At 71.5% G+C, this 22850-nt stretch carries 20 protein-coding genes; 11 read left to right on the plus strand and 9 right to left on the minus strand.

Annotated features, from left to right (window positions below; translation table 11 throughout):
* Positions 1-33: 33 nt before the first annotated feature.
* The 3 genes from ACFFIC_RS00095 (at position 34) to ACFFIC_RS00105 (ending at position 3203) form a co-directional block, all read left to right on the plus strand.
* Positions 34-825, plus strand: coding sequence for a 3-hydroxybutyrate dehydrogenase (locus ACFFIC_RS00095; RefSeq protein ID WP_377047954.1), 792 nt, complete (start codon positions 34-36; stop codon positions 823-825).
* A 143-nt stretch (positions 826-968) separates the two neighbouring features.
* Positions 969-1964 carry a patatin-like phospholipase family protein gene (locus ACFFIC_RS00100; RefSeq protein ID WP_377047955.1) on the plus strand — a complete coding sequence of 332 codons (996 nt, stop codon included), beginning with the start codon at positions 969-971 and terminating at the stop codon, positions 1962-1964.
* A 150-nt stretch (positions 1965-2114) separates the two neighbouring features.
* Complete coding sequence (locus ACFFIC_RS00105) at positions 2115-3203, plus strand: sensor histidine kinase (RefSeq protein ID WP_377047956.1); 1089 nt, start codon at positions 2115-2117, stop codon at positions 3201-3203.
* 12 nt (positions 3204-3215) lie between these two features.
* Here the strand turns inward: ACFFIC_RS00105 and ACFFIC_RS00110 are convergent, their stop codons facing one another.
* The 6 genes from ACFFIC_RS00110 to ACFFIC_RS00135 form a co-directional block, all read right to left on the minus strand.
* Entirely contained in the window at positions 3216-4301 is a 1086-nt protein-coding gene (locus ACFFIC_RS00110; protein WP_377047957.1) for an HlyD family secretion protein, read from the minus strand.
* An 18-nt stretch (positions 4302-4319) separates the two neighbouring features.
* Positions 4320-5933: an MFS transporter gene (locus ACFFIC_RS00115; protein WP_377047959.1), complete on the minus strand. Its 1614-nt coding sequence runs from the start codon at positions 5931-5933 to the stop codon at positions 4320-4322.
* Positions 5930-6406 (minus strand): MarR family winged helix-turn-helix transcriptional regulator, encoded by a 477-nt coding sequence (locus ACFFIC_RS00120; protein WP_377047961.1) that lies wholly within the window; start codon positions 6404-6406, stop codon positions 5930-5932. The genes ACFFIC_RS00115 and ACFFIC_RS00120 overlap by 4 nt, the downstream gene beginning before the upstream one ends.
* Before the next feature lie 57 nt (positions 6407-6463).
* Positions 6464-7345 (minus strand): DMT family transporter, encoded by an 882-nt coding sequence (locus ACFFIC_RS00125; RefSeq protein ID WP_377047962.1) that lies wholly within the window; start codon positions 7343-7345, stop codon positions 6464-6466.
* 37 nt (positions 7346-7382) lie between these two features.
* Entirely contained in the window at positions 7383-8165 is a 783-nt protein-coding gene (locus ACFFIC_RS00130; protein WP_377047963.1) for an aldolase, read from the minus strand.
* A 180-nt stretch (positions 8166-8345) separates the two neighbouring features.
* A complete protein-coding gene (locus ACFFIC_RS00135) occupies positions 8346-9635 on the minus strand; it encodes an MFS transporter (RefSeq protein ID WP_377047964.1) in 1290 nt (429 codons plus the stop codon).
* A 137-nt stretch (positions 9636-9772) separates the two neighbouring features.
* Here ACFFIC_RS00135 and ACFFIC_RS00140 point away from each other — a divergent pair, with 137 nt between their 5' ends.
* Together ACFFIC_RS00140 and ACFFIC_RS00145 are read left to right on the plus strand one after the other, a co-directional pair.
* Positions 9773-10351, plus strand: a complete 579-nt coding sequence (locus ACFFIC_RS00140; RefSeq protein WP_377047965.1) for a TetR family transcriptional regulator — start codon at positions 9773-9775, stop codon at positions 10349-10351.
* A gap of 72 nt (positions 10352-10423) precedes the next feature.
* Entirely contained in the window at positions 10424-11668 is a 1245-nt protein-coding gene (locus ACFFIC_RS00145) for a Zn-dependent hydrolase (RefSeq protein ID WP_377047966.1), read from the plus strand.
* 59 nt (positions 11669-11727) lie between these two features.
* On the opposite strand, the gene ACFFIC_RS00150 is transcribed toward ACFFIC_RS00145, so the two are convergent.
* Positions 11728-13911, minus strand: a complete 2184-nt coding sequence (locus tag ACFFIC_RS00150) for a putative bifunctional diguanylate cyclase/phosphodiesterase (RefSeq protein ID WP_377047967.1) — start codon at positions 13909-13911, stop codon at positions 11728-11730.
* 355 nt (positions 13912-14266) lie between these two features.
* On the opposite strand from ACFFIC_RS00150, the gene tkt reads away from it, so the two are divergent.
* From tkt to ACFFIC_RS00165, 3 genes are read left to right on the plus strand one after another with little or no spacing between them, the layout of a single operon-like run.
* Positions 14267-16222: a transketolase gene (tkt, locus tag ACFFIC_RS00155; protein WP_377048268.1), complete on the plus strand. Its 1956-nt coding sequence runs from the start codon at positions 14267-14269 to the stop codon at positions 16220-16222.
* A 40-nt stretch (positions 16223-16262) separates the two neighbouring features.
* The gene (gene gap, locus ACFFIC_RS00160) at positions 16263-17309 is read left to right on the plus strand and encodes a type I glyceraldehyde-3-phosphate dehydrogenase (protein ID WP_377047969.1); all 1047 of its coding nucleotides are present in this window, start codon (positions 16263-16265) and stop codon (positions 17307-17309) included.
* Between the two features lie 52 nt (positions 17310-17361).
* Positions 17362-18564, plus strand: coding sequence for a phosphoglycerate kinase (locus ACFFIC_RS00165; protein WP_377047970.1), 1203 nt, complete (start codon positions 17362-17364; stop codon positions 18562-18564).
* A gap of 1 nt (position 18565) precedes the next feature.
* Here ACFFIC_RS00165 and ACFFIC_RS00170 read toward each other — a convergent pair whose 3' ends face one another.
* Both ACFFIC_RS00170 and ACFFIC_RS00175 read right to left on the minus strand, forming a co-directional pair.
* Entirely contained in the window at positions 18566-19363 is a 798-nt protein-coding gene (locus ACFFIC_RS00170; protein WP_377047972.1) for an MBL fold metallo-hydrolase, read from the minus strand.
* Positions 19364-19727: 364 nt separating this feature from the next.
* Positions 19728-20720 (minus strand): D-2-hydroxyacid dehydrogenase, encoded by a 993-nt coding sequence (locus ACFFIC_RS00175; RefSeq protein WP_377047973.1) that lies wholly within the window; start codon positions 20718-20720, stop codon positions 19728-19730.
* 77 nt (positions 20721-20797) lie between these two features.
* Between ACFFIC_RS00175 and ACFFIC_RS00180 the strand changes: the two genes are divergently transcribed.
* From ACFFIC_RS00180 to ACFFIC_RS00190, 3 genes are all read left to right on the plus strand, one after another.
* A complete protein-coding gene (locus ACFFIC_RS00180) occupies positions 20798-21304 on the plus strand; it encodes a hypothetical protein (protein WP_377047974.1) in 507 nt (168 codons plus the stop codon).
* Positions 21305-21310: 6 nt separating this feature from the next.
* Complete coding sequence (locus tag ACFFIC_RS00185) at positions 21311-21760, plus strand: DUF421 domain-containing protein (protein WP_377047976.1); 450 nt, start codon at positions 21311-21313, stop codon at positions 21758-21760.
* Between the two features lie 210 nt (positions 21761-21970).
* Positions 21971-22846, plus strand: coding sequence for an HpcH/HpaI aldolase/citrate lyase family protein (locus ACFFIC_RS00190; RefSeq protein WP_377048269.1), 876 nt, complete (start codon positions 21971-21973; stop codon positions 22844-22846).
* Positions 22847-22850: the final 4 nt, after the last annotated feature.

Consider the following 22850-nt stretch of genomic DNA (forward strand, 5'->3'; position numbering starts at 1 on the left):
TTTTCTGCGCCGCACCATCCCCGGGAATCCCGCATGACCAAGCTCCTCGAAGGCCGCACGGCCCTTGTCACCGGCTCCACCAGCGGCATCGGCCTCGCGATCGCGCTGGCCTTCGCCCGCGAAGGGGCGCGGGTGATGCTGAACGGCTTCGGCACGCCCGAAGCCATCCAGGCCGCGCGCGACGAGGTGGCGGCCGTCCAGGGCGGGGCGACGCCCTATTCCGCCGCCGACCTGTCGGACCCGGCCGCGATCCGCGCCATGTGCGCCGAGGCGACCGCCGCGCTCGGCCAGGTGGACATCCTGGTCAACAACGCCGGGATCCAGTTCACCAGCCCCGTGGACGAGTTTCCCGAGGCGAAGTGGGACGCGATCATCGCGATCAACCTTTCCTCGAACTTCCACGCGATCAAGGCCTTGCTGCCCGGCATGAAGGCGCGGAACTGGGGACGGATCGTCAACGTCGCCTCCGCCCACGGCCTCGTCGCCTCGCCCTTCAAGTCGGCCTACGTGACCGCCAAGCACGGCGTGGTCGGGTTGACCAAGACGGTTGGCATCGAGGTCGCCCGAAGCGCCGTCACCTGCAACGCCATCTGCCCGGGCTTCGTCCGCACCCCTCTCGCCGAGGCGCAGATCCCTCCGCTCGCGCAGAAGCACAACGTTTCCGAGGAAACCGCCCTGACCGACTTTCTGCTGGAGAAGCAGCCGAGCAAGCGTTGGGTGGAGGTGGAGGAGGTCGCGGCCATGGCCGTGTATCTCTGCGGGCCGAACAGCGGCGCGGTGAACGGCGCCGCCCTCTCCATCGATGGCGCCTGGACCGCCTCTTGAGCGCGGCGTCAAAGGACGGCGCTCCGGAGGCCAGCGCGGGGAGCGGTTCGGGAGGCGGCGCGGAGGGAATGCCGCCCCTGGACGGCACCCCCGCCTCCCCGTCCATTGCCCGCCCCGCGGGGCCGCTGCGGATCAACCTGGCGTTGCAGGGTGGCGGCACGCACGGCGCCTTCACCTGGGGCGTGCTGCTTCGCCTGCTCGAGGAGGAGGAGATCGAGGTCGCCGCCCTTTCCGGCACCTCCGCCGGTGCGATCAACGGCGCGGCCTTCGCACAGGGCATCGCGGCGGGCGGGCGTGCCGGCGCGGCGGCGGCCCTGGACCGCCTCTGGGGTTCAATCGGCGCGCGGGCGGCCCTCAGCCCGTTGCGCAACAATCCGCTCGAACGACTGCTCTGGGGCCCCGATCTGAGCAACGGCATCGCCTGGCAGGCCTTTGACGCCATGACGCGGGTTTTCTCGCCGTATCAGCTGAACCCATTTTCCTTCGATATGAACCCCTTAAGGCAGGTTCTTGACGAAGTGCTCGACCTGGGACTCCTGTGCAGCCACCCCGAGGCGCCCCGGCTTTTCGTCACGGCCACCAACGTCCGCACCGGAAAGCCCAGGGTCTTCTCGCGGCATGAGGTGACGCAGGAGGCGCTGCTCGCCTCTGCCTGCCTTCCTGCCCTGTTCCGCGCCGTGGAGATCGAGGGCGAGGCGTTCTGGGATGGCGGCTTCCTCGGCAACCCGGCCCTCTGGCCCCTCTACGACGGCGGCGGGCCGCCCGACATCGTGCTGGTCGGCATCAACCCGCTCTCCCGTCCCGACATCCCGCAGACGGTGCAGGACATCAACACCCGGGTGAACGAGATCAGCTTCAATGCGTCCTTGATCTATGAAATGCGCGCCATCGAGTTCGTCCAGCGACTGGTGGACGAGGGCGTTCTCAAGCCACCCCGGTACCAGCGCCTCTTCATGCATCTGATTGAGGATGAGGAGCGCATGCGCCGGCTTGGCATGTCCAGCAAATACAACGGCGACTGGGGTTTTCTGACCAGCCTGAGGGAAGATGGTCGGGCGGCCGCCGATGCTTGGCTCCAGGAAAACAGGGGTGCGCTGGGCCAGCGCGACAGCATCGACCTTCGCGCCCGTTTCCTCTGAACGCGCCCGATCCCGACCCTTCCCACCCAACGGGCGTCAGACCAGGATAGGTCTCAGCGAGCCGCCGGAACGTCCGCCGACCTTTCCTTACGCAACGCCGGAAGGCTTTCCCTGGGATCACGCGGAGCGACAGGTTAGGCAGCGTTCCGCATGAACTTCTACAATCTCCTTTCCCGGATGCGCCTGCCCTTCGGTTACGCCGGCAAGTTCTTTCTGCTTTCCTTTCTCGCGACCCATCTGCCCCTCCTGGCCGCGCTGGGCGTGATGCTGCGGGACGGGGAGGCGGACTGGAAGCTGGTTGGCGTCCTGCTGGGTGCCACCCTGCTCGGCTTCGCCGCGGCTCTGGCGGGCATCCGCGCCCTCCTCGTGCCGGTGCGGCAGAGCACCGAGGCCCTCACCGCCTTCGCGGCCACCGAGGCGCTGCCCGCCCTGCCGATCGGGATGCCCGACCTCGCGGGCCGGCTGATGACGGCGACCCAGGAGACCCTCACCGACCTTGCCACCGCCCTGACAGCCGCCCGTGGCGCGCAAAGGGACGCCGTGGAGTCCGTACGCCGGCGGGAACGCGCCATGGCGGAGGTGACGCACGAGCTGCGAACGCCGCTGAACGCCGTCCTTGGCTTCGCGGAGCTCCTGCAGATGCAGCCACATGGTCCTCTGGGCCACCGGCTTTATGCGGAGTTCGTCGAGGACATCGCGCAGGGCGGCCAGCACATGCTGGCCCTGATCGAGGACGTGCAGCGCTTCACCGCGCTGCGCGAGGGCAAGCAGACCCTGGACCTGCTCCCGGTCGAGCTGGCCACCCTCACCGAGCGCGCCGCGCGGCTGCTGCGAACGGAAGCCGCCGCGCGCGGGGTGGACGTATCCGTCCGCATCCCGCCGGGACTGACGGCGACGGCCGACGCCCGCTCGCTGCTGCAAGTGCTACTCAATCTCCTCGGAAACGCCATGAAGTACGCGGGGCGCGGAGCCTGCGCCGCCATCGTCGCGGAGCGTGAGGGAGGCGAGGTGACGATCCGCGTGTCCGATGACGGCCCGGGCATGGACGCGGCGCAGCTTCGCGTCGCCATGGAACCCTTCGGGCGCCTGGGCAACACGGGCGAGCGCGGGACGGGCCTCGGGCTGCCGATCGCCCATGCGCTGGTGGAGCTGCAAGGAGGCCGCTTCGCGCTGGAGAGCGCCCCGGGACGGGGCACGACGGCCCGCCTCACCTTGCCCGGCGCCAGCCCGGCCGCCTGATGGGCGGCCGGCTCAGTCCTGCGCGACCGCCCGCCGCTCCTCCCCTGCCGGCACGGCCGCCGCCGTGTCGATGCTGACCACCACCGACATGCCCGGCGACAGGCGGTCGGCCAGCGGCTGGCCGGGGTCGATCACGATCCGCACGGGCAGGCGCTGCGCCACCTTGGTGAAGTTGCCCGTCGCATTGTCCGCCCGGATCACGCTGAACTCCGATCCGGTGGCCGGGGAGAAGCGCTCCACCCGCCCGCTCAGGCGGGCGCCTTGCAGCGCATCCACCCGGACGCTGACGGGCTGCCCGGCCTGCATGCCCGCGAGCTGCGTTTCCTTGTAGTTGGCCACCACCCAGCGGAGCGAGGGCACCACCGAGGTGATCTGCGTCCCCGCCGTCACGTACTGGCCGAGCCGGGCGCCCACCTCGCCCAGCCGCCCATCCCGCGGGGCGAGGATGCGGGTGTTCTGGACGTCGATCTCCGCGAGGCGGACGGCGGCCTCTGCATTCTGGACGGCGGCCTCCAGGCCCGGGCGCGTGGCCAGGGTCTCCGCCAGGGACTGCTCCGCCACGGTTTCCGATGCGCGGTTCTGCGCCACCCCGGCCTCCGCCTGGCGCAAGGCCGCGCGCAGCGTGTCGCCTTGCGCGCGGGACTGGATGTTCGCCTCGATCAGGGGCGCCATGCGGCGCTGGTCGGCCTGGGCCTTCACCAGTTGCGCCTCGGCGTTCTCCACCTGCGCGCGGGCCACGTCCACGCCCGCTTCCTTGGTCCGCCGCTGCAGCTCGAGGTTGGACAGGGTCGCCAGCGCCGTCGAGAGCTGCGCCCGTGCCTGGGCGAGGCGCTGCTGGAAGATGCGGTCGTCGATCCGCGCGAGCAGGTCGCCCTCCTTCACGGCGGCGTAGTCCTGCACGGGGATCTCCACCAGGTATCCCGCCACCTGCGGGCTGACCACGGTCACGAGCCCGCGCACATAGGCGTCGTCGGTCGTCTGGACCGAGGAGGTGAAGGGCGGCAGCCGCCATGCGTAGAGCACGAGCAGGATGCCCGCGATGCCCGCCAGGATGGCCGGGATGGTGGCGCGGGAGCCGGGAAGCTTGGGGAAGGACATGGGGTTCCGGGATGGGGTTCAGGCCGCCTGCGCGCGGCGGGCGGCGCCGAGGCGGGCGATGAGTTGATGGATCACGAGGCCGAGCAGGCAGAGGGCGGACACGATCGCGACGACCAGGAACAGATCGTTGTAGGCGAGCACATAGGCCTCGCGCGTCGCCACCTGGCCCAGCAGCGCGGAGCCTTCCGCGCCGCGCAGCGCGGGGTCGCCGAGCACGCGGGCATAGGACCCGCCGTATTGCTGGATGCGCTGGGCCACGATCGGGTCCGCCAGGGTCAGGTTCTCGACGATCTGGCTCGAATGGAACTTCTCCCGCACGGTCACGAGCGTGCCGAGTGCCGCCGCGCCGAGCAGCCCCCCCAGGTTCTGGGAGGCGAGGAAGACCGCGAAGAAGCTGGTCAGGTGCTGGATGCCCCAGCGCAGCGTGTGCGCGAAGCTCCAGCCGACGGCGGGCGGCAGGAAGATGGCGCCGCCGAAGGCCACCAGCCCCTGCGCCAGATACACGTCCTGCGGGCGCGTCAGGCTGGTGCCATGGCTTTCCAGCCAGGCGCCCAGGGTGATCATGGCCAGCGCCACCATGTGGATCGCGGGGCGGTTCTCCGGCCGGTTGATGAAGGCGACGCCCACGAAGCCGGCCAGGGTGGCCGCGAAGATCACCCAGAACATGCCGGCCATGTGCTCGTTCAGCAGCCCGAGGTTCTGGAAGAACCCGACGGTGCCGGTGGTCTGCTCCGACAGCACGAAGCGGGCGAAGAACATGGACCCGCCGAACAGGATCATGTCGGTGGAGGAAAGCCAGCGCAGGTTCACCAGCGGCCGCTCGCGGTTCAGCTCCACCGCCACCAGCAGGGTCAGCGCGCCGATCCCGCCCGCGAGGCAGACGCCCAGCCAGGGCGCTTCGGCCCACCAGTAGTAGCGACCGAGGCTGAGCACCACGGCCAACAGCCCGAGGCCGAGGATCAGCAGCGGCAGGCTCACCGCATCCACCCGGTCGAAGACCTTCGCACGGGGCGGCGGGGTGATGGGCAGCACGAAGACCCAGGCCAGCGCCATCAGCGACAGCGCCAGTTCCAGCAGGTTGAGCTGCGGCCAGAGCCCGATGTCGAGCAGCCCCGGCGAAACCAGCCGGGCCAGCGGCACCGCGATCTGCGAGCCCGTGAGCCCGACCGCGATCCCGGTGGTCAGCTTGTGCCGGACCGGCAGCGCCTCCAGCACGTAGAGGAAGGCGAGGGTGTTCAGCATGGCGCCGACGAAGCCGGCGACGGCCCGCAGCACCACGGCGGCCGGAAGGTCGTGCACGACCACATGCGCCAGCGAGAGCAGCACCAGGAAAACCAGGCTGATCTTGGCGACCAGCCGGAGCCCGAACTGCGTCCGCAGCTTCCAGAGCAGCAGAGAGGCCGTGATGCTGGTGGAGCTGTAGGCGGCCATCAGCCAGGCAGCCTCGTTCGTGGTGGCGCCGAAGGTCCCCTGCACCGCCTGGAGGTTGGCCGCGACCAGGTTGTTCCCCAGGCCCTGCGCCAGGCCGAAGGTCAGCGAGGCCAGGGTGTAGAGGGCAAGCCTCGGAACGGAGATCGTCTCCGCGGCGGGGTCCGCTGCCGGTTCGGGCGCCGCCGCCCTGCTCTCGCTCACGACTCTGCCTCCGGCGGCCGGGTGGCGCCTGCTGCCTGAACGGCGTCCATGGCGTCCAGGTTGGCGGCGATCCGCTGCAGGACGCGCAGCGCCGTCTCGAGGTCGCCGGACGGGATCGAGTGCAACACCCGCTCGCGCAACGCCTCGGAAGCCGTGTTCACGGCCTCGACGACCGGCGCGGCCGCCTCGGTCAGCACAATGCGGTTGGCCCGGCCATGGCCGGGCACGGGATCGCGCCGGATCAGCCCCTGCCGCTCCAGCCCGTCAAGCAGGCGCACGAGGGTCGGGTGCTCCACGGATAGCTGGCCGGCCAGGTCGCGCTGCATCTCCCCGCCGCCGGCTTCCCAGAGAAGCATGAGGGCGCGGGCACGGCCGAGCGTCTGCCCGCTGTCGCGAAGCTCCGCGTCCCAGCGCGTGCGCCACCGTTGGGTGACGCGGCGGAGCGCCATCACGAACTCGGCCTTCAGCGCCATGGCAGTGTGTCGTAGCAAGCTAACATAGTGAGCAAAATGGGCAGGGCGCCTGACCGTTCAAGCCCCTTCCCCTGCTCTCCCGCGCCTCGAGGGAGACCGGATGGCCAGCAGGATGCCAGCCATGGTCATCAGCAGCGCCACCCCCTGGCGCAAGCCGAAAGGTTCCCCCAGCAGGAGCGCGGCGGAGAGCACCCCGATCAGGGGCGTCGCGAGCGTGCCGATGGCCGCCACCCCCGCCGGAAGCGCCGCCAGGGCCGCGAACCAGGTGAGATAGCAGAGGCAGAGCGGCAGCGTGGCCATGTAGAGGAACTCCGCCCAGGCCCGGGCGGAAAGCGCGGCGGGATCGAAGTGTTCCAGCACCAGGGATCCGGCCGCGAGGGGCAGGCAGCCCAGCCCCACCTGCCAGGCCACCGCGATCATGGGGTCCAGCCCGAGCGGGTGGCGCTTGAACCAGACCGTGCCCAGGGAGAAGAGCAGCGCCGCCGCCAGCAGCAGGGCCACGCCGGGAAGCTTGCCGTGGTCCAGCGAAACGCCCGTTCCCGCCACCAGCACGGCCACCCCCGCCATCCCCAGCAGCAGCGCCAGCACGCGCGTGGCGGAAGGCCGCTCGCCCAGCACCGGCCAGGCAGCCAGCGCGGTCCATGCGGGCATGGTGTAGCAGATCATCGCGGCCTCGCCCGCGGGGAGGAACAGCAGCCCGAGGGTGGGCAGGCCCATCCAGGCCGTGACGTTCAGCAGCGCCGCCGCCGCCAGGGGAGCGCGCCGCCCCTTCGGCACCGAAAGCGACCGGCCCCGCATCGCCGCGACCAGGGCAAGCCCCAGCCCCGCGAGAACCCCCGCGAAGCCGCGCGCCGCCAGGGGCGGCATCTCGCCCAGCAGCGACTTCACCACCGGCCAGTTCAGCCCCCAGCCCAGGGCTGTGAAGGAAAGGCAGAGCAAGCCGATCAGCCGCGCCCGCCCTTGGGGCGCGGCGCGCTCAGTCGAGATAGTCGGGCTCCGCGCGCGCCAGGATTCGCTTGACGCTCTCGAGGTGGAGGCGCGCGCTCTCGTCGCCACCCTCCCGCATCTGGGCATAGGTGCGCTCGGCCACCTCGCGCGGCACGGGCTTAAGGGGGCGGCCGGTGGAGAAGGCCAGGCGCTGCACCTCCGCGGCCCGTTCCAGGTAGTAAAGGTCGTCCCATGCCTCGGCGATGGAAGGGCCGACCACCATCACCCCGTGGTTCTTGAGGAAGCCGATATCCGCGCCTTCCATCACCGCGGCGATGCGGTCGCCTTCCGCGGTGTCGAGGGCGAGCCCGTTGTACTCCTCGTCCACCGCCGTGCGGCCGTAGAACTTCAGCGCCGTCTGCCCCGCCCAGACCAGCGGCGGCCCTTCCAGCATCGAGAGGGCCGTGGCGTTCGGCATATGCGTGTGGAAGGCCGCGACCGCCCGCGGGTGGCGCAGGTGCAGCCGGGCATGGATGAAGAAGGCCGTCGCCTCCGGCACCCCCTCCCCCGCCAGCACGTTGCCCTCGAAGTCGCAGATCAGCAGGCGCGAGGCGGTGACCTCGGCGAAGGACAGGCCGTAGGGGTTCACGAGCATCAGGTCCGGCCGCCCGGGCACCACCACCGAGAGGTGGTTGCAGATGCCTTCCTGCAGGCCGAGCCGCGCGGCCATGCGGAAGCACGCGGCCAGGTCTACCCGCGCCTGGCGCACCTCCGGCGTATCGAGCCCGCTGTTGCGGAGAAGGGTTGGGGCGGATGGATGTGGCTGCGCCATGCTTGGTTCCGGCGATGACCGGCGCGCGGGTCCGCGCCAGGAGGCCCGCAAGGTCGCTCCCCCAGACGCGGCCTGCAAGGCCGCTGTCCCCAGACGCGGCCTGCAAGGCCGCTGTCCCCAGACGCGGCCTGCAAGGCCGCTGTCCCCGGACGCGGCCCGCGAGGCTGGCCGCTGCCGGCGCTACGCCGTTGCCCGCCGGAGCGTCGCCTTCGGCCGCGCGCCGAGCACCAGCGCGGCCGCGACGAGGCACGCGCCGCCGGCGAGGTAGAAGGCGGGAAGATAGCTCGCGAAGACGTCCCGGCTGATGCCAGCGCCCAGAGCCGCGGCGGCGGCCCCGAGCTGGTGCGCGGTGAAGATCCATCCGAAGACCAGGGGCGCCTTCTCCCGTCCGAAGGCTTGTCCGGCCAGTTTCACCGTCGGCGGCACCGTCGCGATCCAGTCCAGCCCGTAGAAGATGGCGAAGACTGACAGGCCGTAGAGGGAGAAGGTGCTCATGGGCAGGAAGAGGAGCGAGAGGCCGCGCAGCCCGTAGTACCAGAACAGCAGCCGCCGGTTGTCGTAGCGGTCGGACAGCCAGCCGGAGGCGATGGTGCCCACGAAGTCGAAGATCCCCATCATCGCCAGCACTGAGGCCGCCTGCACCTCCGCCATGCCGAAATCCACGCAGAGCGGGATGAAGTGGGTCTGGATCAGCCCGGCCGTGGAAAGCCCGCAGATCGCGAAGGTGGCGAAGAGGATCCAGAAAACGGGGCTGTGGGAGGCTTCGCCGAGCGCGGCGAAGGCGCTGCGCACGGGGTTGGCCGAGGGCGCGGCTGGCGGCGTGGCGGCACCGGGCACCTCGCCATAGGCGGCGAGGCCGAGGTCGGAGGGGCGGTCCCGCATCAGCAGGAGCGCCAGCCCGCCGGTCGCCACGCAAGCGGCCATTCCCGGCGCCATCGCGATCCGCCAGCCCTGGTTCTGAGCCAGCCAGGCCGCCAGCGGCAGGAAGGCGAGCTGCCCCGTGGCGTTGGCCGCCGTCAGCAGGCCCAGCACCAGGCCGCGCCGCTGGACGAACCAGCGGTTGGCCACGGTGGCGCCGAGCACCAGGGCCGTCATTCCCGTGCCGATGCCTGTCATGACACCCCAGCACAGCCAGAGCTGCCAGACCGCCGTCATCCGGAGGGACAGGACGCATCCCGTGACCACGAGGCCCATGGCCAGGGCGATGGTCCTTGCCAGGCCGTAGCGCGCCAGGATCGCCGCGGCGAAGGGCGCCATCAGCCCGAACAGGAGAAGCCGCAGCGTGAGCGCCCCGGAGATCGCAGAGGTGTCCCAGCCGGTTTCCCGCTGCAGGGGCAGCAGAAGCGCCCCGAGGATGCCCATGGCCCCGGCGGAGGAAAGGGAGACCAGGAAGGTGAGCGCCACCATCACCCAGCCGTAATGGATGCCGCGCCGGGCCAGCCGGGCGTTCAGGGTGCCGGCCAGCCTCACGCGGCCGCCCGGGTGGCGTTGGAGGGTCGGGTCATCGCATTATCATGATGTCTGTCATGTATAACCATGACGCTCGTCATGATAAAGTCAATCAGGTAATCTCGGGGGACCGCTTCGGGCGAAAGGGAGTGTACGGCATGGCGCGATCCTCGCGGGCGGAAGTGGCGGAGAAGCGCCAGGCGGTGCTGGACGTGGCCGCCCGCCTGTTCCGGGAGCGCGGGGTGGAGGCGGTCAGCGTGGCCGAGGTGATGGCCGCCGCCGGGCTGACCCATGGCGGCTTCTACGGCCACTTCCCCTCCAAGGAGGCCCTGGCGGCGGAGGCCTGCGGCCATGCCTTCGGCCGCGCCTGCACGCGCTGGGAAGCGCTCGCGGCGGATCCGGGCGGCGAGGGCTTCGCGCGCCTTCTGGAGCAGTACCTCTGCGCCGCCCACCGTGACGCGCCCGGCAGGGGCTGCGCGGCCCCGACCTTTCTGGCGGAAGCCGCGCGGGACACGCCGGGCGGCGCCGTGCGCGGTGCCTATGCGGCCGGCATCCGCGGCCTGGCCGGAGTGATGGAGCGCCTCTTGCCCGCGGCCGTGAAGCGCCGGCGGCGGGAACGGGCGCTGCTGGCGCTCGCCGCCATGATCGGCGCCGTTTCCCTGGCCCGCGCGGTGGGCGAGAAGGACCCGCTGTCGGAGGAGGTGCTGGCGGCGGTGCGGACGGAACTGGCGGGCTGAAGCCAGCCCCTTGCCCGCCACGCCGCGCCGCCGCATCACGGCGCGACGATCAACGGGAAGACCCATCGGCCCATGTCCGGCACCAACCAGCGCATCGATCCCACCCGCCTCTGGGACAGCCTCATGGCCATGGCCGAGGTGGGTGCCACCCCCAAGGGCGGCGTGAAGCGCCTGACGCTGACCGAGGTGGACCGCGCAGGGCGCGAGCGCTTCGCCGGATGGTGCGAGGCGGCCGGGCTGACGCTGCGGGTGGACAGCATGGGCAACATGTTCGCCCGCCGCCCCGGGCGCGACCCGAAGCGCGCGCCCGTTCTTTTCGGCAGCCACCTGGACAGCCAGCCGACGGGCGGCAAGTTCGACGGTGCGCTCGGCGTCATCGCGGGGCTGGAGGTGATGCGCACGCTGCAGGACCTGAACATCGAGACCGAGGCCCCGCTGGAACTGGTGAACTGGACCGACGAGGAAGGAAGCCGCTTCGGCCATTCCCTGATGGGCAGCGGGGTCTGGTCCGGCGTGTACGACCAGGCCGCGACCTACGCGCTGCGCGACACGGAGGGTGTCTCGGTGATCGAGGCGCTGGACGGGATCGGCTTCCGCGGCGAGGCGCCCGCCGCCCCCTTCCCCGCCGATTCCTACTTCGAGCTGCACATCGAGCAGGGGCCGATCCTGGAGCGCGAGGGAAAGCGCATCGGCATCGTCACCGGCGGGCAGGCACAGGTCTGGTACGACGCGGTGATCACCGGGCAGGATTCGCATGCCGGCACCACGCCGCCCTCGGCCCGGCGCGACGCGCTGCTGGGCGCGGCGCGCATCGTCTCGCTGGTGGACGCGCTGATGCGCGAGCGGGGCGAGGAGGGGCGCGGCACGGTCGGGCGGCTGCAGGTCATGCCGAATTCCTGCAACGTCATCCCCGGCGAGGTCCGCTTCTCCGTCGAGTTCCGGCACCCGTCCGGCGCGGAGATCGAGACGCTGGCCACCGATTTCCCGGCGCGCGCCGCCGCCATCGCGGCCGAGCTGGGCCTCGCGCTGGAGTTGCGGGAGCTGTTCCGCATCCCTGCCCAGCCCTTTGATCCCGAATGCGTCGCGCTGGTGCGCGATGCCGCGGCCCGGCTCGGCCTGCCCGCGCGCGAGATCATCTCGGGCGCCGGGCATGACGCGATCTATGTCGCGCGCCGCATTCCCGCCGCCATGATCTTCACCCCGTGCAAGGACGGGCTGTCCCACAACGAGGCCGAGAGCATCCTGCCGGAGGAAGCGGCCGACGGGTGCCAGGTGTTGTTCGAGGCCATCCTGGCCCGCGCCAACCGGGCGCTCTGAAGCCACGGCCGCGCCGCGGGCTTGCCGTTGTGCAGGCCTGCCCGCGGCGGGGGGCGCGCTCAGCGCGCCGCCAGCCGCCCCGCCGGCACGGCTCGTCCGAAGAGCCAGCCCTGCATCACCAAGCAGCCTTCCTCCAGAAGGGCTTGGCGCTGCTCCTCCGTTTCCACGCCCTCGGCGAGGAGGGGTATTTCCATGCCGCGCGCGAGCGTCGAGACGGCGCGCAGGATCGCTCGCTCCCGCGCCCCGCCCGGCAGTCCCGCGACGATGGAGCGGTCCAGCTTCACCTGGTCCACGGGCAGGCGCAGCAGGTGGGCGAGCGCCGAGCTGCCGCCGCCGAAATCGTCCAGCGAGAGCCGCACCCCCTCCGCGATCAGCTCGTAGAGCACCGGTGCGATGGCATCGAGGTCGCGGGCGGCCACCACCTCCGGGATTTCCACCTCCAGCGACTCGGCCGGCACGCAATAGCGGGCCAGCGCCGCGGAAACCCGGCGCGGGAAGGCCGGGTCGCGCAGCGTGATGGGCGAGATGTTGACGCCGACCACCTCCGGCCCGGTGCCCGCGGCCATCCAGGCGGCCTTCTGCCGCAAGGCTTCCTCCAGCACCCAGGCGTCGATAGCCGGCATCAGCCCGGCGGCCTCGGCCTCGGGCAGGAAGTCGCCGGGCGCGACGGGGCCGAACGGGCCATCGGGCCAGCGCAGCAGCGCCTCCGCGCCGCGCATCGCGCCGGTGCGCGCATCCACCTGTGCCTGCCAGGCCAGCTGCAGGCCGCCCGTGGCCACCGCGGCGCTCAGCCTTTCCCGCAGCACCAGGCGGCGGGTCACCTGCTCACCGAGCGCCGCTTCATAGGCGCGGATCGTGCCCTCGCCCTCGCGCTTGGCCAGGGCCAGGGCGAGGCCGGCGGCCCGGTGCAGGGTGTCGGCATCGGCCGCATCCTCGGGCAGCATGGCGTGGCCGATGCAGGCGCGGATGGGCGAGCCGCCCCGGCCGAGATCCACCGGCGCCGCGAGTCCCTGGCGGATCCGCGCGGCCATCGCGGCTCCGCCTCCTTGGCTGCGCAGGCCTGCGGCCACCACGGCGAACTCGCTGCCGCCAATCCGGAAGACTTGGTCCAGCGGGCGCACCTGCTCGCGCAACCGCCGCGCGGCTTCCTTCAGCAAGGCATCGCCGGCCGCTAGGCCGAGCGCGTCGTTCACCATGCCCAGCCCCGCCAGCTCCACCAGGACGAGTGCTCCCCCCTCCGGCCCGGCCTCGAGATCGGTCAGGGCCTGCTGAAAGCGGAAGCGGTTGGGCAGGCCGGTCAGCGGGTCGTGCCAGGCGAAATGGGCGGCCTGGGCCTGGGCGGCGTGCAGCCGCGTCACGTCCAACAGCATGAGCACGGCCTGGAGCTGTCCTTCCTCGCCGGGCAGCCAGGGCGAGGCGACGACGATGACCCGCCGCTCGGCCATCGCGCGGGTGGCCGGCAGAATGCCCTCCACCTCCTGCCCGGGCTGCAGCCCGAAGGGGCCGCCGCCGGGACGGCCGAGCTGCTGCAGGCCGGCGGCCGCGAGGTTGTCGGGCAGGGTGCCGCCGAAAAGGTCCAGCAGCCGCCGGTTCGCGGCCAGCGTCCGGCCCTCCGGGTCGAGGTGCCAGATCGCGGCCGGGACACTCTCGTGGATGGCGCGCGCGCGCATCTCCCGCGTCCGGTAGGCCGTGACGTCGAGGGCGAATCGGGCCACTTCCCCACCCGAGAGTCGCCGCTTGCTGACCTGGAGGATGCGGCCGTCCGGCAGGGCCCAGTCGTATTCCGCCATCGAGTCGTCCTCGTGCGCGGCGATCACCTCCGTGACGGACCGGCACCGGTCCTGGCCCGGCCCGGCGGCCGCCGCGGCCAGATGGTCCAGCTTCAGCCCGGGCGGCAAAGGGCGTGGGCCGAGGCCAGGAACGTCGAAGCCGGGCATGTCGCAGGACGGGCTGCGGTCCAGCAGGGTGCGGTCGGGGGCGAAGACGGCGTAGCGGACCGCCGTGTTGTTGACCGCTTCGCGCAGAAGGGCGGCGCGGCGCAGGTGCGGCCATGCGACGCGGCCGGCAAGCAGCGCGCCGCATGCCAGGGCGAAGACCAGGCCGGCCAGCGCGGGGACGGCCAGCGCCGCCGGCAGCAGCAGGGCGCAGCCCGGCGCGGCGGCCCCGCAGAGGGCCAGCAGTGCCGCACCGGCCCTCGCCAGCGGCTTCAACCTGCGGATCGGGGCTTCTCCCCAGGGCCTCAACGGTTCACCTTTTCGTTTCGGAATCGTTTTATTATAATCGGACCATGGCGCATGTGCCGACCATGGGCTTGATCTTCTTCTAAGAGTTTCGCCGACCCTATGCACCTTTTTTGTTTGTTCGTCTCCCGTGCTGGGACAGCCGGCAGGGTTGGCATCGGTGCGGCCCGCCTTTATAGCGACCTCCGCGCGCCGGGATTGCGCGGAACCGGCGAGGGGCCGCGCCCGCGCTGCCGCTGGAGACACCTTTCTCTTGGCCACCTCCGAACCCGACCGTCAGCCCGCAACACCTCAGCAAAGCCCGGCGCTGGTTGCGCAGGACGCGATCCTTTCGCGCCCCGCCACGCCCGTGCGCCGGATGGCCGATGCGATCCGGGCGCTTGCAATCGACGGGGTGGAGGCGGCGAAATCCGGCCATCCCGGCATGCCCATGGGCATGGCCGATGCCGCAACCGTCCTGTTCACGCGCTTCCTCAAGCACGACGTGTCCGATCCCCGCTGGCCGGACCGCGACCGGTTCGTGCTCAGCGCCGGCCATGGCTCCATGCTGCTCTATGCCTGGCTGCACCTCAGCGGCCATGCCGGCATGGGGACGGAGGAGCTCCGCCGCTTCCGCCAGCTTCACTCCCCGGCGGCCGGGCACCCGGAGGTCGGCGAGCACCCGGCGATCGAGACAACGACGGGGCCGCTGGGCCAGGGCATCTCCACCGCCGTGGGCATGGCGATGGCGGAGCGCCATCTGGCGGCGCGCTTCGGCAAGAGCCTGGTGGACCACCGCACCTGGGTGATCGCCTCGGATGGCGACCTGCAGGAGGGCATCTCCCACGAGGCGGCGTCGCTGGCCGGGCATTTCGGCCTGGGCAAGCTCACCGTGCTCTGGGACGACAACCACATCTCGATCGACGGGGACACGGCGCTTTCCGTCTCCGAGGACACGCTGGCCCGCTTCCGCGCCTATGGATGGTCCGTCCGGCGGGTGGACGGGCATGACCACGAGGCGGTCTCGGCCGCGCTCGCCGCCGCCACCAAGTCCCGCAAGCCGACGCTGATCGCCTGCCGCACCATCATCGGCTTCTCCGCGCCGAAGAAGGCCGGCACGGCCGGCAGCCACGGCGCGCCGCTGGGGGCGGAGGAAGCCGCCGCCGCGAAGGCGGCGCTGGGCTGGGAAGGCGCCCCGTTCGAGGTGCCTGGCGAGATCCGCCAGGATTGGGAGGCCGCCGGCAAGCGCTGCGGCGGCGCCCGCCGCTCCTGGCTGAAGCGCCTTGCCAAGCACCCCAGCCGCGCCGAGTTCGAGCGCGCCATGGCCGGGCGCCTGCCCGAGCGCTGGGACGCGCCGCTCGCCGAGTGGAAGGCGAAGGCAGCCGCCGAGAAGCCGAAGATCGCCACCCGGGTCGCATCCCAGAAGGCGCTGGAGGCCCTGGTGCCGGCGGTGCCCGAGATGATCGGCGGCTCGGCCGACCTCACCGGCTCCAACAACACCAACGTCAAGGGCATCCCGGCGCTCACGCCGGAGAACTTCGGCGGGCGCTTCGTGCACTGGGGCATCCGGGAGCACGGCATGGCCGCCGCGATGAACGGCATGGCGCTGCACGGCGGCATCATTCCTTACTCCGGCACCTTCCTGGTGTTCAGCGACTACATGCGCCCGGCGATCCGCCTGGCGGCGCTGATGCGCCAGCGCGCGGTGCATGTTCTGACCCATGACAGCATCGGCCTGGGCGAGGACGGCCCGACCCACCAGCCCGTCGAGCACCTGGCGGCGCTGCGTGCCATCCCCAACCTCTACGTGTTCCGGCCCGCCGACGTGATCGAGACGGCGGAGGCCTGGGAACTGGCTGTCAAGCGCACCGACGGCCCGAGCGTGCTCGCGCTGTCGCGCCAGAACCTTCCCACCCTCCGCACGGATGTCGGCGAGAACCGCAGCGCCCGCGGCGGATACGTGCTGGCCGAGGCCAGCGGCGAGCGCCGCGCGACGCTGATCGCCACGGGGTCCGAGGTCATGCTGGCCCTTGCCGCGCGGGAAACGCTGGAGGAGGCGGGCATCCCGACTGCGGTGGTGTCCCTGCCCTGCTGGAAGCTTTTCGAGCTGCAGGACCCGTCCTGGCATGAACAGGTGCTCGGCTCCGCGCTGCGGGTGGGCATCGAGGCGGCGCTGGAATTCGGCTGGTCCCGCTGGCTCGGGCCGGACGGGGTGTTCGTCGGCATGGCCGGCTTCGGCGCCAGCGCGCCGGCCGAGGAACTCTACCGGCACTTCGGCATCACGGCCGAGGCCGTGGTGGCGGCGGTGAAGCGCCGCGTGAACCAGGCTGCCTGATCAAGGCGCCTTCAAGATCAATTCCGGGAAAGGAAAGCACATGGCGGTCAAGGTTGCGATCAACGGCTTCGGGCGTATCGGGCGGCTGGTCCTGCGCGCGGCGATGGAAAGCGGGCGCGACGACGTCGAGTTCACCCACATCAACGACCTCGGCTCCATCGAGGCCAACGCGCACCTGTTCCGCTACGACAGCGTCCATGGCCGCTTCCCCGGCGAGGTCCGGGTGGAGGGCGACAGCCTCGTCATCACCGCCGCCGGCCGCACGCACAAGCCGATCAAGGTGACGGCCGAGCGCGACCCGACCAAGCTGCCCTGGCAGGGCGTGGATGTCGGCGCCGAGTGCACGGGCATCTTCACCAAGTCGCCGGACGCGGCCAAGCTGCTGCAGGCCGGGGTGCGCAAGGTGCTGGTCTCCGCCCCCGTCACCTGGGGCGAGGAGCTGGCCGACGAGAGCGCGCAGGCGACGATCGTCTATGGCGTGAACCACCAGGTGCTGAAGCCCGAGCACAAGATCGTCTCCAACGCCTCCTGCACCACCAACTGCCTGGCGCCCATCGCCAAGGTGCTGCACGACAACTTCGGCATCCTGCGCGGCTACATGGTCACCATCCACGCCTACACGGGTGACCAGAACACGGTGGACACGCTGCACAAGGACCTGCACCGCGCCCGCGCCGCCGCCGTCTCGGCCATCCCGACCTCCACCGGTGCCGCCAAGGCCGTCGGCCTCGTGATGCCGGAGCTGAAGGGCAAGCTGGACGGCACCGCCATCCGCATCCCCACCCCGAACGTCTCCCTCGTCAGCCTCGACTTCGTGCCGGCCAAGACCGAGGGGCTGACCAAGGACGCGATCAACGCGGTGATGAAGGCGGCTTCCGAGAGCGGGCCGCTGAAGGGCATCCTCGGCTACAACACGGCACCGCTGGTTTCCATCGACTTCAACCACGACGCGCATTCCTCGACCTTCGACGCCACGCAGACGCAGGTGGTCGATGGCGGGCTGGTGCGGGTGATGTCCTGGTACGACAACGAGTGGGGCTTCTCGAACCGCATGAGCGACACCGCCGCCCTTCTCGGCACGCTCTGATACCCGGAGGGGGGTGCCCGCACCCCCCTCCCCCGTTTCATTCATGAAGGAAATGCCGATGGCCTCGTTCCGCACGCTCGACCAGTTGGACGCCAAGGGAAAGCGCGTGCTGCTGCGCGCCGACCTGAACGTGCCCGTGCGCGACGGGGCCATCACCGACCGCACGCGGATCGAGCGGCTCTGCCCCACGATCAAGGAGCTGTCGGAGAAGGGCGCGAAGGTCATCGTGCTCTCCCATTTCGACCGGCCCAAGGGCAAGCGCGTGCCCGAGATGTCGCTCCGCCCGCTGGTGGAGGCGCTTTCCTCCGTCCTCGGCCGCCCCGTCGGCTTCGCCGATGACTGCATCGGGCCCGAGGCCGAGGCCGCCGTCGCGAAGATGGCTGAGGGCGAAGTGCTGCTGCTGGAGAACACGCGGTTCCACGCCGGGGAGGAAAAGAACGACCCGGCCCTTTCGGCGGAGTTCGCGAAGCTCGGCGACGCCTATGTCAACGACGCCTTCTCGGCTGCCCACCGCGCCCATGCCACCACCGAGGGCGTCGCGCGGCTGCTGCCCGCCTTTGCCGGGCGACTGATGGAGGCGGAGTTGAAGGCGCTGGAGGCCGCGCTCGGCACGCCCTCACGCCCGGTGGTCGCCATCGTCGGCGGTGCCAAGGTGTCCACCAAGCTCGACCTGCTGGGCAACCTGTCCCGCAAGGTGGACGTGCTGGTGATCGGCGGCGCCATGGCCAATACCTTTCTCGCGGCCCAGGGCTACAACATGGGCAAGTCGCTGCAGGAGGCGGAGATGCACGGCACGGCGCTGCGCATCCTTGATGAAGCCAAGGCCGCCAACTGCGAGATCCTTCTGCCCCGCGACCTCGTGGTGTCCGCCGAGTTCAAGCCGAACCCGCAGACCCGGACCGTTTCGGTGGATTCCGTTCCCGCCGACATGATGGCGCTCGACGTGGGACCCGACACGGTGGACGCGATCGAGGAGCGGCTCCGCAAGGCCTCCACCCTGGTCTGGAACGGCCCTCTCGGCGCCTTCGAGACGCCGCCCTTCGATGCGGCGACGGTGGCCGTGGCCGAGAGCGTGGCGGGACTGACGCAGTCCGCCGGGCTCAAGTCGATCGGCGGCGGCGGCGACACGGTTTCGGCCCTGCGCCACGCCGGGGTGGCGGAGCGGATGACCTATGTCTCCTCGGCCGGTGGCGCCTTCCTGGAATGGCTGGAGGGCAAGACCCTTCCGGGCGTGGCGGCCCTCGAGCAGGCCTGAGCTAGGCTGAAACGCGCCGTCCCGCCCCTTCGGGCAGGACGGGGTCGTGGGTGCAGAGGATGGTCACCTCGTCGCCGTGCTCGCGGGCGAGGTCGATCAGCCGCTGCCGGCTTTCCAGGCGTGCGCCGCGGTCCACCTGCATGAAGTTCGCATAGGCCGCGGCGAGCGGCGGCATGGCCGGCGGCTCGCGGAGCTCCGAATGCATGAACACGGCGTCGCCGGCATGCAGCACCCAGCCGTCGCCGGTGTCTATGGCCACCCCGCAATGTCCCTCCGTATGGCCGGGCAGCCGCACCAGGAAGATGGAGGGCGGGAGCCCCTCAAGCCCGCGCAGCGTGGGAAGGCCGAACCAGGGCTCGCCGGGTCCGGCGTATTCGCGCATGGGATGGGCAAGCTGTGCCGGTCGGTAGCGCGCGCGCTCCTTGGGGTTGCCGCGCCGGCGTGAGGCGGCGGCCTCACGGGCATCGACGTGCACGGTGGCCATGGGAAAGTCCGTCAACCCGCCCGCGTGGTCGAAGTCCAGGTGGGTCATGACGATGTGCCGGACATCACCGGGGTTGATCCCCATGCGGCGCAGCCGGGTCACGGCGGTCTCGTCCGCCTCAAGGTGCGGGCGGTCGGCGGCGTAGAAGGCGCGACTCAGGCGCGGCACCGGGCGGGCGGCGTCGTCCAGGCCGAAGCCGGTGTCCACCAGCACCGGGCCCGCTCCGGTCTCCACCACCAGGCAACGGCAGGACAGGTGCGCCGGGCCGATCCCCCGGGTGGCGCCATCCCAGAGGCCGCCGCCAAAGGGCCGCATGGAACCGCATTCGATGGCATGGACTCGCATGAGGATCGGAACGCCCGGCCGCACCGCCGGGTTTGCCGCGCACGGAAATCCTGGCGCTCCGCCATGGCCCTGCGGCAGTCTTCGCGCGCCAGATCCGGAGAGGCCCATGCCAAAGTGCCCCCTGCCCCGCCCGAGCAAGGCCCTGCTGGCCGCTTCGCTCATTTTGGCGGCCGGTCCGAGCGCCCAGGTGCTGGCTCAGGCCGTCCCGCCCGCGCCGGTGCCGGGCGGCCCGCCTGCCACGAGCCAGCCGCCCGTGGGGCCGCAATCCAGCCCCTTGCCGCCGCCCCGGCGAGACTGCGAGCGGACGCCGCCCTCGCCGACGTCCTGACAGGCCTCAGTAGCCCTTGGCAGGGTCCACGCGGTTGGGCAGCGGGCGGTTGTCCCGCAAGGCGCGGAGGTTCTCCATCAGGATGTCCAGCGTCCGGTCGTTGTAGCGCGCGCGGTCGTCCGAGGAGACATGCGGCGTCACCACCATGCCCGGGGTGTGCCAGATCCGGTGCTCGGCGGGCGGCGGCTCCGGCACGGTCACATCCGTCACCGCTCCCCCGAGATGGCCTGACTCGAGGGCGTCCAGCACCGCCTCCTGGTCCCAGACGGGGCCGCGCGCCATGTTGACCAGCCGCGCGCCGGGGGGAAGGCGCGCGATCCGCTCGCGGGACAGAAGGTTGCGGGTGCGCTCCGTCAGCGGGCAGGTGAGCACCAGGAACTCGGCGCCGGGCAGGATCTGGTCCAGCGCCTCGTTGGGGTGGGTTTCGTCGCAGTCCGGATGCGGGTCCCGTCCGTGGCGCACGCCGATCACATGCATGCCGAACTGCCGCGCCCGCCGCGCGATGCCGCCACCCAGCGATCCGACCCCGACGATCACCACGCGCCGCCCCTCGATCGTGGAGGCGAAGTGCGGCGTCCACTCGCCGCGCCGTTGCTGGTCCGCGAAGGCGGGCATGTGGGTGTGCAGCATCAGCAGCGCCATGATCCCGAACTCCCCGGCCTTGTCGGCATGGGTACCGCGGTTGTTCAGCAGCGCGATGGAATCCGGCAGCCAGTCGAAGGGCGCGGCCGGGTCGAGGCCGGCGGACGTGGTCGCGATCACCCGCAGGCGCGGCGCGATGCCGGGCAGCGCGCCCTTGGGGAAGCGTGCGCGGAGCTGGCGGGTCCAGGTCAGCAGCACCTCGGCCTCCCCGATCGCGGCCGCGAAGCCGGCGTCGTCGCGCGCGAAGGAGACGTCCATTTCCGGCAGGCCGGGGCTGCGGGACAGGGCGGCCCGCCACTGGGCCTCCGTGATCTCGAAATGCGGATCGTCGGGCGGGTTCTGGATGTGGATGCGCATGCCCCAGGCTTTCGCATGGAGGGACAGGCCCGTGAAGGCCGCAGGCAACGGCGCAAACCAGCCGGCGTTGCCCCGGGATGACCCACCCCGCACTGCAGGAAGCCTCCCGCGCCGTCGGGGAGGACCTCGGCTTTCAGCGCCGGGTGTGGCGCGCCCAGCGGCTGGGCTGGGCGGGCATGGCCGTGCTGGTCCAGCTGGGGCTTGCCGGAGCCTTCGGCAACGGCGTCCTGGCGGTGGCCACCTCGCGCAGCGCGGACGGCGCGATCGAGGTGCAGTGGGAGCGGATCGAGCGCGTCGGCCGCGACAGCGTCCTGCGGGTCCGCACCCTGGCCCCGCGCGAGGGCCCGATCGTCCTGCTGCTGGCGGATGGGCTGGCGGAAGGCGCGGAGGCGCGATCGGTGACGCCGGTTCCGACATCCGAGTCCCGCGGGCCCCGGCGCCACTGGCTCCGCTTCGAGCCGCCGGAGGATGGGGGACGGGCGGAGATCGTGCTGAAGCTCCGGTCCGACCGGCCGGGCATCCTGCGCGGCGAGATCGCGCTCGACGGGTCCTCCGTCCCGCTCCGCCTCTTCGTGCTGCCGTAGCGCCCGATGGAAAGCGTCCTCCGCGCGCTGGCGATCTATGTCGCGCTGTTCGTGATGTTCCGCATCACCGGGCGGCGCAGCATGAGCCACATCACCACCTTCGACTTCGTGCTCCTGCTCGTGGTGGGCGAGGCGACGCAGCAGGCGCTGCTGGGCGAGGACGTCTCCATGACGAACGGCCTGCTGGTGATCGCCACCCTGTTGCTGCTCGACGTGACGGTCCGCTGGCTCAAGGTGAACAACCGCCGGACCGGCCGCGCGCTCGAGGGGCTGCCGACCATCCTGGTGGTGGACGGGGCGCCGCTGGAGGACCGGATGCGCGAGGCCCGCATCGGCGTGGGAGAAGTTCTCCAGAGCGCACGGGAGGGATACGGGCTGTCGCGGCTGGAGGATATTCACCTCGCGGTGCTGGAGGTGAGCGGCAGCATCTCCATCATCCCGCGCAAGGAGGACTGAGCGCGGGGTGGTTGCTGTGCCGCATGCCTTCCGGAGCGAGGGAGGTCCGCGCGACGGGCGTGTGGCCGCAGGGCCGCGCAGCAGAGGCGCCGGCATTGGGCGGGCTGAGGATGCCCCTGGCGCGTCCTTTTTCGTGATCGGCGCGGCGGTTCCATGCGGGTGCGGCGGCCATTAGCCTCCGGCGCGATGGAACGCCCCCCCATTCCGCCGATGCGGAGCAAGCTTTTCGTGCCAGCGTCGCGCGAGGAGCTTTTCGCCAAGGCCGCGGCCTCTGCCGCCGATGCCTTGTCCTTCGACCTTGAGGACGCCGTCGCGCCGAACCGCAAGGAGGCGGCGCGGGCGGCACTGGCCGCTTTTCTCCGCCGCGGCCCCCAGGCATCGGAGGGCAAGGTCGTCGTGGTCCGCGTGAACGGGCTGGAGACGCCCGAATTCGCCGAGGACCTGGCGGCGGTGGCCCTGCCCGCCACGCGCATGATCAACCTGCCCATGATCCGCGATCCGGAGGATGTCGTGCGCGCCGCCGGGGCGCTGGACGAGGCCGAGCGGCGCAACGGCGTCACCGCGCCCATCGGCATCCTCTGCAACATCGAGACGCCCCGCGCCCTCCGCCTGGCGCATGGCATCGCCGCCGCCCATCCGCGCGTCACCGGCCTGCAAATCGGCTACGCCGACCTTCTGGAGCCCGCCGGCATCGACCGGGCGGAGCCCGCGATGCTCGCCCACGTACGCATGGCCGTCCGCCTCGCCGCCGCCGAGGCGGGAGTCGCCGCCTATGACGGCGCCTTCGCCCGGGTGGACCAGCCGGAGGCCTATCGCGCCGAGGCCGAGGCCGCGCGCCGCCTCGGCTTCGCCGGAAAGAGCTGCATCCATCCGACGCAGATCGCGCTTGCAAACGCGGCGTTCCAGCCTTCCGCCGCCGAGATCGCCAGGGCCCGCCGCGTGGTGGAGGTCGCCCGGCAGCGGCTGGCAGAGGGAACCGGCGCCTTCATGGTGGATGGCGCCATGGTGGATGGACCTTTCGTGGCGGGGGCGGAAATGGTGCTCGAACTCGCGCGCCGCCTGGGCCTTTCCGGCGAAAAGGAGTGAACGG

The organism is Muricoccus vinaceus (genome assembly GCF_042433125.1).
In the GTDB taxonomy this organism is placed as follows: domain Bacteria; phylum Pseudomonadota; class Alphaproteobacteria; order Acetobacterales; family Acetobacteraceae; genus Roseomonas; species Roseomonas vinacea.